We start from the raw sequence: 17299 nt of genomic DNA, 5'->3' as shown, positions 1-17299 counted from the left end.
ATTGCACCGTTCATGCTATACTAAGAAAACAGTACAGTATGAAGGAGCCACACAATGAACGGAAAAAATCGCAGCGATGTATTCGCTGGTTTAGAAGTCGATATCGTCTTAAAAAAAGACCAACGCACAGGTACAACTACGCGCGGGATTGTGAAGGATTTATTAACAAACTCGAGCTTTCACCCACACGGCATTAAAGTGCGCTTAACAGATGGACAAGTTGGACGCGTTTGTCAGACATATCCGAAATAAAATGAACGAAGCCCGCGCGATGTGGGCTTTGTTTTTTTATCGCCAACTCTGTTCCACGCGCTTATGGCAAATACTGCTCTTTTATAACGAGCAGCTTGCCATCAACGATTGTAAACGTAAATAACTTCGAGCCCACTGCCTGCTGTTTAAATTCAGTATAGTCGACCAACTCTGGGGCAACCTCATGTACAACAAAGTACAGCATCGTTTCATCTAACAAAAACTCTTCATTTTGATTCAACTCATCTATTCGATATCCGTTAGGCCTACTTGAATCCGTTACCATCTCTACCCTTTTCACCGTAACCTTATTTTCTGAAATATTTTCAATGTAGCCGTACTTAGCTTCCACATCTGATGTCGCGTTGATGATGTGGTTCAGTGTATATAATGCCAACCCCTGATCGCCGTTTTCTTCATCCACTGCATCGAGCCGTAGTTGCAGTTCATCTAATCGCTGCTGTAGTTCTGTTACTTGTTTTTCCATACTCGATTTCAGTACTTCAACCGCTACTGAATCTGTATTAGTTGTAGTGGTTTCCTGCGAATTGTCACAGCCCACCAAAAGCATTGCCCCTACCATTCCTATAAAAAAACTTTTTTTCATTCGCCGCCCCTACTTTCATTTTGTGGTCTAGTATTACGTATGATTTCACATGATGGTTAAATGAATCGAACATAACGTTTTGTGCGTATACATTTTTAAAAACTTCCGTTTAAATTCATAAAATCCTTCCAATTGGCCAAACTTTAAAATGAAGTATTCTTTAAAATAACGGAGGCTGATGGGAATCACTATGGACACGAATCGTAGCAAATCAACTGCAAATAATAAATTACAAGTTCAACGGAAGAATCAGAAAAGCCCACAAGAAGAATTTGGTGCTGAGGTAAACCACGACCCGGCTCTTGCCGATGAAAAACGAAAAGCCATTAAAAACGAGCGGCAAAGTGAACGCACAGCCTGGAACTAGCTCTTAAACAGACGGGCAAGTGGGACATGTGTGTCAGACGTATCCAAAGTAATAATTGTAAAGGTGTCCTGAAAGTAATTTTTAGGATGCCCTTTTTTGCGTTGCTCAAGTTTCGCGAATTAAAAAGGGAATAATTGGTTATATGCTCGTAAGTCTCTGAAATTTGCTCATAAGCTTTCATTTTTCGCTCATAAACCTTTACCTTTCGCTCATAACGAATCCATTTTCGCTCTAAAACCCGAAATTTCCGCTCATTAAACCCAAATTCAAATCAAAAAAACACACCCACAATAGCGGATGTGCTTAAACTTATAAAACTTTCTCTAAAAACGCTTTCGCACGTTCTGATTTTGGGGCAGCGAAGAATTCTTCTGGAGGAGCATCCTCTACTAAATAACCACCATCTAAAAACAGTACGCGGTCCGCGACTTCACGCGCGAAGCCCATTTCATGCGTTACAATCATCATCGTCATGCCCTCTTTGGCAAGCGACTTCATTACTTCTAAAACCTCTTTAACCATTTCTGGGTCAAGCGCTGATGTTGGCTCATCGAATAGAATCGCCGTTGGATTCATCGCAAGTGCACGCGCGATAGCCACACGCTGCTTTTGCCCACCTGATAAACGGTTCGGGTATTCGTTACGCTTTTCAAAAAGCCCTACTTTTGATAACAGTTCCTCGGCCATTTTCACAGCCGTCTCTTTAGCGACACCTTTTACGTTGATCGGTGCGTACGTTAAGTTTTCTAAAACCGTTTTGTGCGGGAACAGGTGGAAGTGCTGAAACACCATGCCTAAATTCTCGCGCACCTTCATGACATTTTGTTCCGTCACGGTCTCGCCTGCAACCGAAATCACGCCTTCAGTTGGTTCTTCTAAGCGGTTAATGCAGCGTAGGAATGTTGACTTCCCTGAGCCAGAAGGACCGATGATCGCGATTACTTCTTTTTCTTTAATTTCGGTTGTGATGCCTTTTAATACTTCATTTTTGCCATAGGTTTTTTTTAAGTTATCAATTTTAATCACTGCGTTTCATCCTCTTTTCTAGCGTTTTGCCAAGGAATGATAATACTAATGTCATGACGTAATAGATTAAACCGGCAATTAGTAGCGGCTCTAAATACGTAAACGTCGAACCACCGACAACGTACGCGCGGCGCATGATATCCATGGCACCGATTACTGTCACGATGGCTGATTCTTTATTTAATGTAATAAATTCATTCATTAACGATGGTAAAATATTTTTCATGGCTTGCGGTAAAATGATGTCCTTCATCATTTTACTGTACGGAATGCCCAGTGCTTTCGCGGCTTCCATTTGTCCTTTATCGACCGCGCTAATGCCGGCACGGATAATCTCAGAAATGTACGCCCCTGAGTTTAAACCAAATGCGAGTATCGCCGCTGGAATTGGGTCGATCTGCATATCTAATACTTGCGGTACGGCGTAGTAAATTAACATTAATTGTAATACTAATGGCGTGCCTCGGAAAATTGATGTATAGAAGCTCGCGAACCAACGAAGTGGCGCGATGTTGCCGATTTTGCATAATGCTAAAAGTATACCTAAAACTAAACCAATAATCGTCGCGCCAACAACGATTTGTAATGTGACACCTATCCCCTCTAAAATGTACGGGATAGAGGGTACGACTGCGTCAAAATTAAACATCGTAACCCTCCTTTCTTCAATTTGATGAAATCTATTATTTACAGTTACTTTGAAATTGGGTCCGTTCTTCTGCGCTACGGCGGACGCTTTCCGCGGGCACGGCTCCAACTAAATCAATCGTGCCTCTTACGGTGGCACAATTGATTGGATTTTCCGCGCGTGCTGTTCCCGCAGGAGTCTGCCGCCTTCGCTCCGCGTCACTCTGCTTTGGTATGAAGTTTATCTCTTATAAAAAGTTACTCAATCATTAATTCTATCCATTAAATACTTGCTCAATTTAGGAATTAAAACAAAACACTCTCTATTCAATTTACCTTCCATAACAAAGAGCAAACCTTCCTTACTCATCGCCGCCTCGCGTAAGCGCAAGTGGCTTGATTTTAAGCGCTTAACTTTATAACGAGAGTAAAACGTCTGAGTGGTGGGCCTCGCAAACGGCAATAGAAACAGTAGTAGTGACACGTACCACGTGGCTCTAATGCTGTTTGCCGTAGCCCACCACTCTTAGTAAAACTAAGTTCGAAACATACGAAACGTCATTCAGCCCTTAACAGCTGAATGACGTTACTTGTTCATGTGGCTAGCTTGTTGCTTACTCCACTACAAACCATTTTTTCTTTAATTCGTCGATCGTACCGTCAGCAGTTAATTCTTCGATCACTTTATCGAACTCTGCTTTTAATGCGCTGCCTTCTTGGAATACGATGGCTTTATAATCTGGCTCTTCTACTTCGATTGGGAATGCTGCTAAATCGTCGTTGTTCGCTAAGTAGTTTTCAGAAACGATGTTTTCGATAACCGCTGCATCAAAACGACCTGTTTTTAATTCTTGGATTAACTCTGGAATTAAGTTACGGTTTTCTACTTTAAAGCCGTGTGTTTCGCCTAATTCTTTTGCTAAATCTTCTTGAATTGAAGAAATTTGTGCACCTACGACACCGCCTTTAACGTCAGCTGGTGTTTCGTAGCCTTTTTCCTTATCAAAAATTAAATATTGCTCTGTTTCATAGTAAGGCACTGAGAAATCTACTACTTTGTCACGGTCTTCTGTTGGGGTCATACCTGAGATGACAACGTCAAACTTGTCCGCTTGTAATGCTGTGATTAATGAGTTGAAGTCCATGTTTTGTACTTGAATGTCATAGCCTAATTTGTCACCGATTGTTTTGATTAAATCGATATCGAAGCCGATAATTTCGTCGCTTGTTGCCGTTTCTACGTACTCAAATGGTGCGTAATCCGCTGATGTTCCCACTACTAATGTTTTGTTGTCTGTATTTTCGCTACCTGATGTTTCTTTTTCTTTGTCTGCTGTCCCACATGCCGCTAATACTGCGATCACAAGTGTTGTCAGCGCTGCTAATAACCATTTTTTGTTCATGATGTTCTCTCCTTTTATTGTTGTTCTTGTAAATATCGTGCGATGGCTTTATCTAGCATGTGCAAGCCGTCATCAATTTGCTCTTTTGTAATCGTCAGTGGTGGAATCATACGAATAACTTCGCCTTCATTGCCACATAAATAGAACAGTACGCCTTCTTCAAGCGCGTAATCTAATACTTTCCCAACTGCTTCCCCTGAAACTTCACCTGTTACAGGATCTGATAATTCAATACCAATCATTAAGCCGGCTGAACGCACGTCGCTAATAATTGAATACTTCTCTTTTATTTTTAACAGTTGTTCACGAGCATATGCGCCAACTACGCGAGAATTTTCAACTAAGTTTTCTTCGTGGAAAATTTCTAACGTTGTACGTGCTACTGAACACGCGATTGGGTTGCCGCCGAATGTTGTACCGTGTGCACCGATTGGCCATTTTTCCATTAGTTGTTTTGAGGCAACCGTTGCAGAAAGTGGTAAGCCTGACGCAATCCCTTTGGCAATCGCCATAATGTCTGGCGTTACGTCGAAGTATTGTGCCGCGAACCATTCACCCGTACGACCGAAGCCTGTTTGCACCTCATCAAAAATAAGTAGAATGCCGTGCTGGTCACAAATTTCACGGATTTTTTTCACCCATGCTTTTGGCGGGATGATGTAACCACCTTCACCTAATACCGGCTCTAAAATAACCGCCGCTACTTCTTCTGGTGTAACTTGGTGCTTGAATAGCTGTTTGAAATCTTGCTCAAGTTTTTCAACCACATATTGTTCTGCATCCACACCCGTTGGAGCGGATTTCACGTCTGCATAAGGAAGTTGGTACGACAGATGTGATGGCTGTAAAAACTTACGGTATTTCGCTTTTGAAGTCGTCACGCCAAGTGCGCCCATTGAACGCCCGTGGAAACAACCCGTAAATGAAATGATATACGGACGCTCTGTTGTAAACTTCGCTAATTTCAGTGCGCCTTCAATTGCTTCAGTACCACTGTTTGCAAAGAAGAAACAACCTAAATCACCAGGCAATACTTCTGAAAGCTCTTCCGATAATTTTAAAATCGATTCGTACATAATCACGCCTGATGGGCCATGTACTAAATGATCGGCCGCATCTTTAATCGCTTGCACGACTTTCGGATGACGGTGCCCCGTGTTTGTTACGGCGATGCCTGATGTAAAATCTAAATATTTCTTGCCATCCGCACCCCAGTAATAACAACCTTCCTCTTTTACAACTGGAAGATTCGGGTGATCCTTTGCCATACTTGGCGCTAAATAGTCGCCCATTTCTTTATATAAATCTAACCAATCTGCCATTTTATAGGACCTCACAATGTTTGTATCTTTTTGATAATTAGTAACCTTTTGATGATTATCAAATAAGTGATAACTTATTCTAACTTCTTGTGCATAAATATTCAATAGATAAAATAAAAGTTCTAATTTTCAGAATTATATATCGTCTATTTTATTCACTTTATATGCATATACTATTAATAAAGGTAGGTAATACTGTGAATTTATGTAGTTTTGAAATATAAAGAAAATTCAAAGGTACCATTTCGGATGTATATCTAAGTATAAAAATACAATATATACCCCTATACTAATTTACAAATTTTATTAGTAAAATTACCTTTACCCGATACTCGAGGTTTTTATTACACTATCAATAAAATGCAAAAAAGTCGTGCTAATCCTTCACGAATTAGCACGACTTCCTATAATTATAATTTCACTTCAAACACAGCTTCGGTCTTTTCACGTACTTCCTCAAGCGTCACACCATCCTGCAATTCCACCAGCTGCATGCGTCCTTCTTCAAAATCAAATACCGCAAGATCGGTAATAAGTCGGTGCACCACCCCTTGCCCAGTAAGCGGGAGTGTACAGCTCTTCTTCACTTTCGACTCCCCGTATTTATTGGCGTGCTCCATAATGACAATGACCTTTTTGGCACCGACGACTAAATCCATCGCACCGCCCATGCCCTTCACGACTTTACCGGGAATCATCCAGTTGGCGAGGTCCCCGTTCTCAGAAACCTCCATGCCCCCTAAAATCGCAACATCAATATGGCCACCGCGAATCATCGCAAAGCTTTCCGCACTATCAAAAAACGCTGCGCCCGCTTTTGCGGTTACTGTTTCCTTACCGGCATTAATTAAATCCGCGTCGAGTTCACTTTCCGTCGGGTACGCGCCAATGCCAAGTAAGCCATTTTCAGATTGCAGCATGACGTCATAATCTGCTGGAATTTCGTTGGCAATCAGCGTCGGCATGCCAATACCTAAATTGACATACATGCCATTCTCAATTTCTCGTACCGCGCGCTGAATAATTTTCTTACGTGCATCCATGTTATGCATCCTCCCTTACCGTGCGGCGTTCAATCCGTTTTTCAAACGACGGGCTATGAACAATATGTTGCACGTACACCCCTGGTAGGTGGATGCTATCTGGATCAAGCTCGCCCACTTCCACAAGCTCCTCGACCTCTACAATCGTCACCCGGCCAGCTGTTGCCACAAGTGGATTAAAGTTACGTGCCGTTTTGCGGAACACTAAATTCCCCGAAGTATCGGCCTTCCATGCTTTCACAAGCGCAACATCACCCGTAATCGCACGCTCTAATATGTACAACTTGCCGTCAAATTCCTTCGTTTCCTTCCCTTTAGCAATGTCTGTGCCTACCCCGGTTGCCGTGTAAAACCCCGGAATCCCTGCACCACCCGCGCGAATTCGCTCCGCTAATGTCCCCTGTGGCACAAGTTCCACCTCAAGCTCACCACTTAAAAACTGCTGCTCAAACGTTTTATTCTCCCCCACATAAGAAGCAATCATTTTGGTGATTTGCTTTTCTTGTAGCAATACCCCAAGACCAAAATCATCGACACCACAGTTATTACTCACAACCGTTAAATTTTTTACCCCTATGTCCTTAACCGCTTGAATCAAATTTTCCGGAATACCGCATAAGCCAAAGCCACCCACTAACAGCGTTGCCCCGTCTTCAATTTGCGCGACCGCTTGTTGTACTGAACCGATTACCTTCCCCATATCACTCACCTCTTTAATGAGTAAATATTCTACAAAAAACGAGTTTTTCCTCTACCGCGCACAAAAAAAGCCGAATTCACTTTCTAAAAAGCAACCCGACTTAGATTAAGTTTTCACTGATGTGGTCCTTGATAAATCCCTAATTCACGCGTTCTTGGATCTCGAACATAGCGCTGATTATCCTTTAATGGCATATCACCATCAGCCGTAACCATCACTTCACTTGCGCGCCCAAATTCACCCGCTACACCCATTGAAGGTAAAAAGTACAGCTGTCTTTCTGGCTCATATGGCACAATGCGCTCTTCTTTGATGTCATGTAACGTGATGTTTGAGGAATTTGAACGGTTGGTAATCCATTGAGTCAGTGTGTGCCCCGTCCATTCCTCTTCATTAAATGGGTCCGTTCCCGATACTACAACCATCCCGCCACTGCGTATAACCGCCTCGTATTCTACCCGTTCGCTATGCGAAAGATTCATACGGCGCAGAACCTTTTCAATCGGCGATTCCTTAAATAGGAGCTCCTTCATAAAGTTACGCATACCGTGCGTGGTAACAAGCGTAACTTGATGATCACGCGTTAGTGCATGAAACTCGTCGACATGCTTTGTTAAAATATAAATTTGGTTGCGATGAACGACTTCCGGTGACTTCCGTAATTCCTGGAGTTTCGTGAATAAATCATGTTTTGTATAGACAAGTTCAACCGTTTGCTTTGGTGCATGTTCATACATATGCATTCCTCCAAAATTTTGGTAACGTACTTTTCCCGTTCATCCAATGACAAAAACGTTTTTTGAAATAATAAAGGGAAGCACTTATTGGACAAGGTGCTTCCCTTCTTTCTCTTATGCGCCGAATTCTGTTACAAAATCAGCGACTTCTTTACGTGGCTTTGCAGCAAGTGCTTCATCGAAATGACCAAATTGTAGCATCGAAATGACGCGCTCATTTGATTTAGCATGTAAAGCTTCGCGGAATTTTGGGTTATCTAAGAAGCCTGGTGTTTTCCAGCACGTTCCGATACCCTTTTCCCACGCAAGTAGCTGCGTATTTTGTAAGTAGCAAGACGTCGCGGCGTAATCTTCTAAACGCTCTTTTTGACGCATATCCTCTGTTACTAAAACAAATGCATAGGCCCCCGCAAGCGTGAATTTTTGCATTTGTGCGGCAAGTGCTTCTTCTGAAAGCTCCTGCCATTTTGGAACTGCTAAATCGCGTAGTAGTTCGTGTAGCTGCGGTAATTTATCCTCTGCTGCTACAACGATTCGCCAAGGCTGACGATTGCCGTGATTTGGTGCCCACTTTGCATCATCTAAGATTTCTAGCACCGCTTGTTTTTCAACAGGTTGCCCGTTAAATTTTTTAATTGATCGGCGCTCTAAAATTGCTTGTTTTACTGAGATAGTCATCGACAAATCCTCCTTTGTTTTCTAGTAATACCTTATCATGTAACAAGGTGATTACAAAGGAAATTCATCGTGAATATGAAAGAAATAATACTGCATTTGTGCTGTGTAGGCTGAGGAATTTTCATATGAATAATGGCGATTTTTACTGTTCATCGTGTGGGCATTGACGTATGGAATCCCCTCCTCGATCCGCGTCACAATCGTACTATGGTCAATGCGTCCATCCCCCGTGAAATCATAAAAAATGACATCGCCAAGCTCCAGCTCAGACGCAGAGTTAACACGCGTTGCCATTAACCCCTTTGTCGACGTCTCTAAATACCACCTAAGCGAATGCGCCACACTCCAACTATAGCTCCAACGCTCCGGCAACCCAATCATCCACCAGCCCTGACTACGATTTGGCATTCCGCGCATTGGTGCACCACCCGCATAGAGGCACTGCGAAATAAAGTTGGTGCAATCATCTTGAAATGCCGGAAACTGCGGGTTGTGACGGTCCCACCAAGTATTGGCATAGTCGACCGCTGCTTGGCGATTGTAATAACGCATTGTCATGGCCTCTTTTCTTTTTTAATGGAGAAGAAAGTGTATTTTTTTTAGGTAACTCACAAAAGATGCAATACCATTTCACGCAATTTGACGAACTGTATTTTCTAATAGCGTATGACCATTTTTTTACGAATATGTCCGTTGTTTAACAACTAGAGTGAAATTGCACAGTTTTCTAAAATGTTTGATACAATATTTTTATATGAGTTTACAGTATAGGGGGATTTTTGATGAAGCAGCACGCAGAAAAAGAAATTATAATTCCAACGGCACTTTGCGATAAAAAAGGCAACTTAAATCCAGAGGCGATTGGCTTTGCACGTCAGCCAATTATTGATTGCAATTTATCTGGTCATTTTATGCGCAAGAAAAAATGGAATTATTGGTGCGTTTACGGCGAGGAAATCTTATTTTCTGCAACGATTAGCCATTTAGATTATGCGGCTGTTTGCTTCGTTTATTTCCTTGAATACGAAACACAACGTTATTTCGAAAAAACAATTACCATTCCACTTGGCTCAAAAATAAACATGCCATCACAGGTATTAGAAACCGTTAACTTTAAAAGTAGCGACATGACAATTCAGTTGACGTATTTCAACGGCGTGACGCATCTAACGGTCATTTCCCCTAATTTTGACGGGGAGCATTTACACGCGGAATTAACGATTGAGCATCCGCCAAAAGACGAGTCGCTCAATGTTGTGATCCCGTGGAATCGTCAAACGTTTCAATTTACCGCAAAGCATCATACGTTACCGACTTCAGGCATCGTTAAAATTGGTAATCGTCGCTTTACATTTTCTCCGGAAGAAAGCTTTGCCGTTCTCGATTACGGTCGTGGGGTATGGCCGCGCCGAGCAACATGGAATTGGGGCATGGCGTCACAGCTTGTTCGCGGACAGCGCATCGGCTTAAATTTTGGTGGGCAATGGACAGATGGCACGGGGATGACAGAAAACGCGATTTTCATAGATGGGGTGATGACGAAAATCAATGAAGATGTACACTTTAAGTATGACCGTACAGACTTTATGAAGCCGTGGACGATTCGTTCCAAATTTAGCGACCAAGTACAGCTGACATTTACGCCATTTTTCGAGCGTGTGGCTGAAACCAATGCAAAAGTCATCGCTTCTTCTGTGCATCAAATGGTCGGCTATTATGACGGCACGATCCAATTAGAGGACGGGTCGACTTTATGCATTCAGCAAATGCTTGGCTGTATTGAGGAGCATGTCGCGAAGTGGTAAACCGTTAAGGCAGCAAACAATTGCTGTCTTTTTTGGTGGATAGGAAAGTATAACTTTTTTCAAGGAAATCCACATAAGAAAAGATATCATTTCGCGCTATTTTGCGCGAAATGTGTTTTTCTAATTATTTCTCTAAGGTTTACTTGTATAACGCAACTCGCTTTTGATACGATTATAGTCTGACTTTATGAATTGATTGGGGGAACAAGACGATGCAACCGGAAGATTTCCAACAAGAACAACAGCGCTTACGTGAAACCGTTGCCTATATGGACCGTATTTTACATAGCTCGAAAAGCGATATCGAAAACGCGCAGGAAAACATTAAAACGGCGATGTCGAACGTAGAATACTTGGATTCGAGTGACAGCTTCCTAAATATTTTAATGAACACGCGCTTTTTTGAACTGGCGCGCAATCAAAAAGAAGGCTTAGAGGCCATTCGCCAAAAGCCGTATTTTGCACGGATTCACTTTCAACGTGAGCAGGAGCCCGAGGAATTTCTCTATATCGGTAAAACATCGTTGTTTCATAGTGAAACCCATGAGCCGATCATCGTCGATTGGCGTTCCCCTGTCGCAAACGTCTATTACGATGGACGCCTAGGCGATATAACGTATGATGTGCGCGATGAGGAATTATCTGGTCATTTATTTGCCAAGCGTCAATACAAAATTGAGCAGTCCGAACTCATCGACTACCGCGACGTCGATTTAACAACGAACGACGAATTACTACAAGAGGCACTTGAGGGAAAAGCCGATGTGCGGTTAACCGAAATCGTGTCCACGATTCAAAAAGAACAAAATGAAATTATCCGTGCGCACCTACGTCAGCCGATTCTCGTACAAGGCGCTGCCGGTTCAGGAAAAACAACGATTGCCTTGCACCGAATTTCGTATTTCCTCTATACAATGGGCGAGCATTTTAACGCTGAGCAACTGATGATTTTAGCCCCGAATAATTTATTTATTGAATATATTGGCGACGTCTTGCCGGAACTCGGTGTCGATAAAATTTGCCAAACGACCTATGCCGATTACGTGCAAAATGCCTTAAAACTTAAACTAAAACTAACGAATCCAAATGAGCAACTCGAAAAAATTATTGCACAAGCTGGAAATTTCGAGGAGCTGCACATTTCTAAAATGAAAGGCAGTCCTTACTACGAGCTCATGATGCAACGTTTCTTACAGCATTATGAACAGCAGCTTGCGACACTTTTTGACGATGTGTTTATCGAAAAATATCGCATCATCAAGGGCGACCATCTGAAAAAGCTGTTTTTAGTCGAATTCCATTACATGCCGATTGAAAAACGACTCGAGCGCATCAAAAAAATTATCCAAACCGAAGTGAAACGTAAAACGACCGCCGTTCTCACGAAGTTAAACGCCCGGTATGAAGAGGCGATTGGCCGCGCATTAAACGGCATGCGCGACGCGGAAAAACGCCGCCACACCGTCACGAAAATGATTGACGAACGCGACGATCGTATCCCAAAAATCAAGCAAGAGGCGAAAACGACCGCCACTGCTTATATGAAGAAATTCACCAAAGCAAAAATCAAAACACTGTACCGCGAACTTGTCACGAGCCGTGAGTTGCTCTATGAAATCGCACCGGAATGGGATCCAAGCGAAACCGAAAGCTTCCTAAAGGCACATAAGAAAGAAGCTTGGGCACTCGAGGATTTAGCCGCGCTCTACTACTTGCAGGCGAAGGTCAAAGGCATCGAAGAAAAGTGGAAGATGCGCGTTGTCTTTATCGATGAAGTGCAAGATTATAGCTACTTCCAACTTGCCGCGCTTAAAGCGGGACTTGAAACCGATATGTTTACGATGGTTGGTGATTTAGCACAAGGCATTCATAGCTACCGCTCACTAACTGAATGGCAGCCGGTGCTCGACTTATTCCCGCGCGCCACCTATGCGACGTTGCAAAAAAGCTACCGAACAACGATTGAAATTATGGAACTCGCCAATGAGATCCTCGCGCAAATGAACGAGGAGCTTCCGCTTGTTGAGCCAGTTGTACGTCACGGCAAGGTTCCGGAATTTATCATGCAAGACAAGCTCGACGTTGAAACAATCGCCAAAACCGTCGAAGCCATCAAAGCAAATAAACATCAATCGATTGCGCTTATTTGTAAAACAACAAACGAAGCACAGGCCATTGTCAAACAGCTTGAAAATAAAGGTTTTCCTGCCCAGTTACTCAATGAAAACTCCGGCATTGATCAGCAAAAGCTTCTCGTTGTCCCGAGCCATTTAGCGAAGGGGCTAGAGTTTGATGCCGTTATCATCGCGTCCTTTGAAGCACCGTACTACGACAATCCGATTGACCGTAAGCTCCTCTACGTTGCCCTAACACGCGCGATGCATGAGCTATATTTAATCGGCCCTTCGAAAGAGACATTTTTAATGTAAAAAAGTGGTTCTTCAACAAAAGTTAGGGATGACAAGATAAAAATTGAGTTTTTCTAATTGAGTCCGTTTTGCTGCGCTACGGCGGACGCTTTCCGCGGGCACGGCTCCAACTAATTTTTTGTGCCTCTGACGGCGGCACAAAAAATGGATTTTCCGCACGCGCTGTTCCCGCAGGAGTCTGCCGCCTTCGCTCCGCGCCACTCTACTTTGGCATTAAGTGAGCTTCTGTAAAAAATGATAAAACAAAGCATTTCCTTTTAAAATGCCGCTACTTCTAATCAACGGTAATAAAAAAACCTTTTAAATAAATGAATTTTCAATCAGCACAGCATTGATTTAAGTTTCTTTAATAAAGAAAGAGTAACTATTTTCACTAACTGCCGCCTCGCGTAAGCGCAAGCGGCTTGGTTTTGTGTTTTTCACTTTACTTTATTACGAGGGTAAAACTTTATTCGAAATTATAATCCTATGACCAAAAAAGCATCCTGAACAATCAGTTCAGGATGCTTTTATTCATTTAATATAAATATAATAATCAATCTGCGTCGACTTCATGAAGCCGGCTTTTTCGTACACACGGAGTGCCCCGACGTTTTCGATTTCAACATCTAGTAGAATCGTTTTCTCCCCTTGGCGAATCGCGTAATCTTTCACGAGATTTAAGATTTGTGTACCGATGCCTTGCCCTTGCTTATTTGGCGCCACAGCAAACGCGGTAATCCACTCAACTTCGCCCTCTTTACGCGTCGTCACCGTGCCGACTACCTCGTCGCCGACTTCAGCCGTCCACATAACAAGGCCTTCTGTTGTCGTATTAAAGTCAATTAGCTCAAGCGATTCCTCGCGTATATCTCCAAAGGCCTCACTAAAGATTGTCACAAGTGCCTCCGTATCCTTTTGCATGAACGGACGTAATGTCACCGGCCCTTGCTGCTCGAGTACCTCTGCCTTCACCTCTAACGTTGACTCTGAAAAACTATATAAGTAGCCAAGCTTTTGTAAAAATTCATCCCCAAAATGGCTTCCCTCTATTGCTAATGCAAGCTCACCTTCACTACCACGCGCAGCCATACCGTCCTTTAACACATTGTAAACCGCACTACCAATACCGAGCTGGCGATACATCGGTGCTACTAAAATAGACCACTCATACGTATTTAAGCCCATTAAATCGATGGCCGTACCTGCACCAACAAGTTCATTTTTTTCATCATCATATACAAGCACATAAAAGCCACGCATATCATAGTTACGCGCAACTGGTAGATTCATCACTTGATGATAGACATGCCCGTCAATTTCCGCGACTTTGCATAAATTTTGTAATTCCTCAAACGTTTCTTCATCTAGAGGAAACGAAACCGTAATTGCCGATAAATTCATTCTTTCTACTCCAATTCTTACTACCTTCTAATGCTCTTATTGTAGTAAAGCTCTCGTTGTTACGCAACTATAGAAAAACAAGGTCAATCAAATCTTCGTTTTTCTATAGTTATTTCATGAAACAGCCTAAATGAATCAGTTAATATATCCATTATTGGGTATAAGATAATAATCTTGTATTTTAAAAAGACATTTTACCTTATTTGTCAAATTTAAGATAAATTATGTAATATCATTTATTCCCTGTTTACAAAACAAGGTAAAATAATACTATAATATTTCTTGTTTTTACAGTAATTAGTTTTTAATTAGTGACTAATGGATATTAATTAATTATAATTATAGTATTAATTTACGAAATTAAGGAGAAGTGACTTATGACAAAAGAGCAAATCTATTCAACGGATATTGAGCCATTGCTAGTTACTCCTTTCCCTTCTTTTATTCTTTTACCTACTGGAACAATCGCCAAAGGGAACTTAGACCATTTTGACTATTCAACACTAGATATGGAGCGACTAAACAAGCAGCCCATCGCGCACACGCTCTTTTCAGAAATCGGGAATGATACAATCGAATCGATTTTATCGAGTACAGTACCACAGTATTTACAAGATGTTGCGATTACGACAAAGCAGCAAACAACGACACTTGTTACCCTTTACACAAAACCAACAACCTTTGAAGGTACAGAGGCTATCTACGTTTTATGTATTCCAAACGACGACATCCGTTCATTAAATGCCGAGCAACAACAGTTAACGGATTTAAAGAATGGAATTCATCAATCATTTATGACCGTGACACTGGATTCAGACGGCTTTATCATTCAAACGAACCAACAGTTTTTAAGAACGAGTCACTGGACACCAAAGCGCGTCATCGGCAAAACGTTTTGGCAACTTTTTCCGATTTCTAGCGATTCTGAGAAGGTTACTCAAACCATTTGGAAAACTTTACAAAACGGGCATATTTGGCAAGGTGACGTACAAAAAATTACAAAAGATGAGCAGCTTTACTGGGTACACTTAACAGCGATTCCGCTTTTCGGCACAACACCTGAGCGCAACCAATACGTATTAATCGAGCGTGATATTACGAAGGATAAAACCGTCCAATTTCAGCTTGAAAAAATCGCCTATATCGACCCAGAAACCGGCATGATTAATGTGCACCGCTTGGCACAGGTCATTACGTCAATGATCGAAGAACAGCGCCATTTTTCATTCGTCTATTTAAGCATCGACAAGTTTTATACAATTAAAGACTTACACGATGATTTAGCTGGCACATCGCTTGTCATGGAATTTACAAAACGTATGAAAATGTACTTCCAAGACAGCACGATGGCACGTATTAACGAAAATGAATTCGTTGTCATTACGCCATTACCTGAATGGTTTACGCAAGGTTTCTTAACGTATTTACAGCAAAATCCGATTTACAACGGCAATGTTGCTGTACCGTTATCATTAAGTGGTGGGATCACACGCTTCCCTGAAGACCAAACAACGTTCTCACAATTAATGAAGGCTTCCCTTGCAACGATCACTTCTGTTCGTGAAGCAGGTGGCGATAGCATTCTTTCTTTATCAAAGTCATCACATGCTGCCTTAAATCGTAAATCAGTTGTTGAAAAACGCTTACTGCTTGCATTAGATCAAAAGAATTTACATGTTCTTTATCAGCCACAGCTCGATGTTAAAACAGGTAAAATTACTGCGGTAGAGGCACTTGTACGTTGGGACGATGAGGAAATTGGTACCGTTTCACCTGACGAACTCATTCCAATTGCAGAGGAAACAGGCTTAATCAACAACATCGGTTCGTTCATGCTTGAACGCGCATGTGAACAAGCCGTTGCCTGGAAAAATGCCGGCCATCAAATAAAAGTAAGCATCAACTCATCGGTTCGTGAGTTCCGTGACAAAAATATGGCAAAATCGATTTTAGAAACGCTCGACCGCACAGGCTGCCCAGCGGACTTACTACAAATCGAGATTACCGAGAAATTTGCCCTTGAAGCGGAAGCCGAAACAGGCATCATTAAGCAAATGCGCATCTTAGAAAACGAAGGGATCCTCTTCTCGCTAGACGATTTCGGAACAGGCTATGGTTCATTCCGTTACATGCAGCTCCTACCAATCTCTACTGTGAAAATTGACCAAACGTTTATACGCGCACTAAAATCCGAAAAAACGCAGCAGCTTGTGAACGGTATGGTGCAGTTAGGCAAATCCATGAACCTCACTGTCGTGGCAGAAGGTGTGGAAACAAAAGACCAACAAGAGCTCCTAACAAAATTCGGCTGCGATGTGGTACAAGGTTACTTCATTAGTAAACCTGTAACAAACGACGAAATTACAAGCCAAATTTAACGAAATCGAAAAAGCTCGAAAGCATTGGTTATTCCTTTGCTTTCGAGCTTCTTTTTTTCACTTTCATAAACGATTGAATCGATGTTTTTCCTTCATGCATCATACGTAGAATCATTTGCATAATCACTTCCGCAAATACTAATCCCATCGCAATTGCACCTGAAATCATAAAAGCACGCATGCCGTTTTGTAGACCCATAATATAATCGAGCTCCATAATGTTACGCATCGTATTATAGGCAATGCCCCCCGGTACGAGTGGAATAATGCCCGATACACTAAACACAATCATTGGCATACGGAATTTACGTGCCGCATAATGTGCCACAAGTGACACGATAAAAGCACCAATAAATGACGCGCGCACTTCATCTAAACCGTAATCCGCCATTAAATAATAAATGCCCCAGCCAATCGCTCCAACGAATCCACACGCGGGAATAGCCTTTGTTGGCGCATTAAAAATGACACCAAAACAGGCTGTCGCAAAAAAACTAATGATGAGTTGAAACCATAAGCTATCGATCATAAAAAAAATCCCC

General features: G+C 42.1%; 17 protein-coding genes. 5 read left to right on the top strand and 12 right to left on the bottom strand.

Going from position 1 to position 17299, the window contains the following annotated elements:
* Window positions 1–54: 54 nt before the first annotated feature.
* Window positions 55–252, top strand: coding sequence for a YwbE family protein (locus NSQ62_RS01560; protein ID WP_341322186.1), 198 nt, complete (start codon window positions 55–57; stop codon window positions 250–252).
* Window positions 253–313: 61 nt separating this feature from the next.
* On the opposite strand, the gene NSQ62_RS01555 is transcribed toward NSQ62_RS01560, so the two are convergent.
* The gene (locus tag NSQ62_RS01555) at window positions 314–859 is read right to left on the bottom strand and encodes a hypothetical protein (RefSeq protein WP_341322185.1); all 546 of its coding nucleotides are present in this window, start codon (window positions 857–859) and stop codon (window positions 314–316) included.
* Window positions 860–1049: 190 nt separating this feature from the next.
* Here NSQ62_RS01555 and NSQ62_RS01550 point away from each other — a divergent pair, with 190 nt between their 5' ends.
* Entirely contained in the window at window positions 1050–1226 is a 177-nt protein-coding gene (locus NSQ62_RS01550; protein ID WP_341322184.1) for a hypothetical protein, read from the top strand.
* A 309-nt stretch (window positions 1227–1535) separates the two neighbouring features.
* Here the strand turns inward: NSQ62_RS01550 and NSQ62_RS01545 are convergent, their stop codons facing one another.
* The 9 genes from NSQ62_RS01545 to NSQ62_RS01505 all read right to left on the bottom strand — a co-directional run bounded on the left by NSQ62_RS01545 (window position 1536) and on the right by NSQ62_RS01505 (window position 9314).
* Window positions 1536–2252 carry an amino acid ABC transporter ATP-binding protein gene (locus NSQ62_RS01545; protein ID WP_341322183.1) on the bottom strand — a complete coding sequence of 239 codons (717 nt, stop codon included), beginning with the start codon at window positions 2250–2252 and terminating at the stop codon, window positions 1536–1538.
* Window positions 2245–2901: an amino acid ABC transporter permease gene (locus NSQ62_RS01540; protein ID WP_341322182.1), complete on the bottom strand. Its 657-nt coding sequence runs from the start codon at window positions 2899–2901 to the stop codon at window positions 2245–2247. Before NSQ62_RS01540 ends, NSQ62_RS01545 begins: the two co-directional genes overlap by 8 nt.
* A gap of 592 nt (window positions 2902–3493) precedes the next feature.
* Window positions 3494–4282: a transporter substrate-binding domain-containing protein gene (locus NSQ62_RS01535; protein ID WP_341322181.1), complete on the bottom strand. Its 789-nt coding sequence runs from the start codon at window positions 4280–4282 to the stop codon at window positions 3494–3496.
* Between the two features lie 14 nt (window positions 4283–4296).
* A complete protein-coding gene (locus NSQ62_RS01530; protein ID WP_341322180.1) occupies window positions 4297–5604 on the bottom strand; it encodes an aspartate aminotransferase family protein in 1308 nt (435 codons plus the stop codon).
* Between the two features lie 410 nt (window positions 5605–6014).
* Window positions 6015–6647, bottom strand: a complete 633-nt coding sequence (locus NSQ62_RS01525; protein WP_341322179.1) for a 3-oxoacid CoA-transferase subunit B — start codon at window positions 6645–6647, stop codon at window positions 6015–6017.
* Window position 6648: 1 nt separating this feature from the next.
* Entirely contained in the window at window positions 6649–7347 is a 699-nt protein-coding gene (locus NSQ62_RS01520; protein WP_341322178.1) for a CoA transferase subunit A, read from the bottom strand.
* Window positions 7348–7460: 113 nt separating this feature from the next.
* Window positions 7461–8084, bottom strand: coding sequence for a serine/threonine protein kinase (locus tag NSQ62_RS01515; protein ID WP_341322177.1), 624 nt, complete (start codon window positions 8082–8084; stop codon window positions 7461–7463).
* Between the two features lie 114 nt (window positions 8085–8198).
* Window positions 8199–8762 (bottom strand): nitroreductase, encoded by a 564-nt coding sequence (locus NSQ62_RS01510; protein WP_341322176.1) that lies wholly within the window; start codon window positions 8760–8762, stop codon window positions 8199–8201.
* Window positions 8763–8813: 51 nt separating this feature from the next.
* Complete coding sequence (locus NSQ62_RS01505; RefSeq protein ID WP_341322175.1) at window positions 8814–9314, bottom strand: amidase domain-containing protein; 501 nt, start codon at window positions 9312–9314, stop codon at window positions 8814–8816.
* A 230-nt stretch (window positions 9315–9544) separates the two neighbouring features.
* Between NSQ62_RS01505 and NSQ62_RS01500 the strand changes: the two genes are divergently transcribed.
* Entirely contained in the window at window positions 9545–10567 is a 1023-nt protein-coding gene (locus NSQ62_RS01500) for a DUF2804 domain-containing protein (RefSeq protein ID WP_341322174.1), read from the top strand.
* A gap of 212 nt (window positions 10568–10779) precedes the next feature.
* The gene (gene helD / locus NSQ62_RS01495; protein WP_341322173.1) at window positions 10780–12996 is read left to right on the top strand and encodes an RNA polymerase recycling motor HelD; all 2217 of its coding nucleotides are present in this window, start codon (window positions 10780–10782) and stop codon (window positions 12994–12996) included.
* Between the two features lie 513 nt (window positions 12997–13509).
* Here the strand turns inward: helD and NSQ62_RS01490 are convergent.
* Complete coding sequence (locus tag NSQ62_RS01490) at window positions 13510–14379, bottom strand: GNAT family N-acetyltransferase (RefSeq protein ID WP_341322172.1); 870 nt, start codon at window positions 14377–14379, stop codon at window positions 13510–13512.
* A 377-nt stretch (window positions 14380–14756) separates the two neighbouring features.
* Here NSQ62_RS01490 and NSQ62_RS01485 point away from each other — a divergent pair, with 377 nt between their 5' ends.
* Window positions 14757–16757, top strand: coding sequence for an EAL domain-containing protein (locus tag NSQ62_RS01485; RefSeq protein WP_341322171.1), 2001 nt, complete (start codon window positions 14757–14759; stop codon window positions 16755–16757).
* Between the two features lie 28 nt (window positions 16758–16785).
* Here the strand turns inward: NSQ62_RS01485 and NSQ62_RS01480 are convergent, their stop codons facing one another.
* Window positions 16786–17286, bottom strand: coding sequence for a threonine/serine exporter family protein (locus NSQ62_RS01480; protein ID WP_341322170.1), 501 nt, complete (start codon window positions 17284–17286; stop codon window positions 16786–16788).
* Window positions 17287–17299: the final 13 nt, after the last annotated feature.

Origin of the sequence: Solibacillus sp. FSL H8-0523 (genome assembly GCF_038051985.1) — a bacterium.
In the GTDB taxonomy this organism is placed as follows: domain Bacteria; phylum Bacillota; class Bacilli; order Bacillales_A; family Planococcaceae; genus Solibacillus.
The sequence above is the reverse complement of the archived record's forward strand: the minus strand, read 5'-3'. Positions and strand labels throughout refer to the sequence as shown.

What these genes read in the sequence shown, in the direction of transcription:
- NSQ62_RS01490 (WP_341322172.1), bottom strand. Translation starts at nt 14,379, where the DNA reads ATGAATTTATCGGCAATTACGGTTTCGTTTCCTCTAGATGAAGAAACG.
- NSQ62_RS01510 (WP_341322176.1), bottom strand. Translation starts at nt 8,762, where the DNA reads ATGACTATCTCAGTAAAACAAGCAATTTTAGAGCGCCGATCAATTAAA.
- NSQ62_RS01540 (WP_341322182.1), bottom strand. Translation starts at nt 2,901, where the DNA reads ATGTTTAATTTTGACGCAGTCGTACCCTCTATCCCGTACATTTTAGAG.
- NSQ62_RS01485 (WP_341322171.1), top strand. Translation starts at nt 14,757, where the DNA reads ATGACAAAAGAGCAAATCTATTCAACGGATATTGAGCCATTGCTAGTT.
- NSQ62_RS01500 (WP_341322174.1), top strand. Translation starts at nt 9,545, where the DNA reads ATGAAGCAGCACGCAGAAAAAGAAATTATAATTCCAACGGCACTTTGC.
- NSQ62_RS01555 (WP_341322185.1), bottom strand. Translation starts at nt 859, where the DNA reads ATGAAAAAAAGTTTTTTTATAGGAATGGTAGGGGCAATGCTTTTGGTG.
- NSQ62_RS01480 (WP_341322170.1), bottom strand. Translation starts at nt 17,286, where the DNA reads ATGATCGATAGCTTATGGTTTCAACTCATCATTAGTTTTTTTGCGACA.
- NSQ62_RS01520 (WP_341322178.1), bottom strand. Translation starts at nt 7,347, where the DNA reads ATGGGGAAGGTAATCGGTTCAGTACAACAAGCGGTCGCGCAAATTGAA.
- helD (WP_341322173.1), top strand. Translation starts at nt 10,780, where the DNA reads ATGCAACCGGAAGATTTCCAACAAGAACAACAGCGCTTACGTGAAACC.
- NSQ62_RS01505 (WP_341322175.1), bottom strand. Translation starts at nt 9,314, where the DNA reads ATGCGTTATTACAATCGCCAAGCAGCGGTCGACTATGCCAATACTTGG.
- NSQ62_RS01525 (WP_341322179.1), bottom strand. Translation starts at nt 6,647, where the DNA reads ATGGATGCACGTAAGAAAATTATTCAGCGCGCGGTACGAGAAATTGAG.
- NSQ62_RS01550 (WP_341322184.1), top strand. Translation starts at nt 1,050, where the DNA reads ATGGACACGAATCGTAGCAAATCAACTGCAAATAATAAATTACAAGTT.
- NSQ62_RS01535 (WP_341322181.1), bottom strand. Translation starts at nt 4,282, where the DNA reads ATGAACAAAAAATGGTTATTAGCAGCGCTGACAACACTTGTGATCGCA.
- NSQ62_RS01560 (WP_341322186.1), top strand. Translation starts at nt 55, where the DNA reads ATGAACGGAAAAAATCGCAGCGATGTATTCGCTGGTTTAGAAGTCGAT.
- NSQ62_RS01515 (WP_341322177.1), bottom strand. Translation starts at nt 8,084, where the DNA reads ATGTATGAACATGCACCAAAGCAAACGGTTGAACTTGTCTATACAAAA.
- NSQ62_RS01530 (WP_341322180.1), bottom strand. Translation starts at nt 5,604, where the DNA reads ATGGCAGATTGGTTAGATTTATATAAAGAAATGGGCGACTATTTAGCG.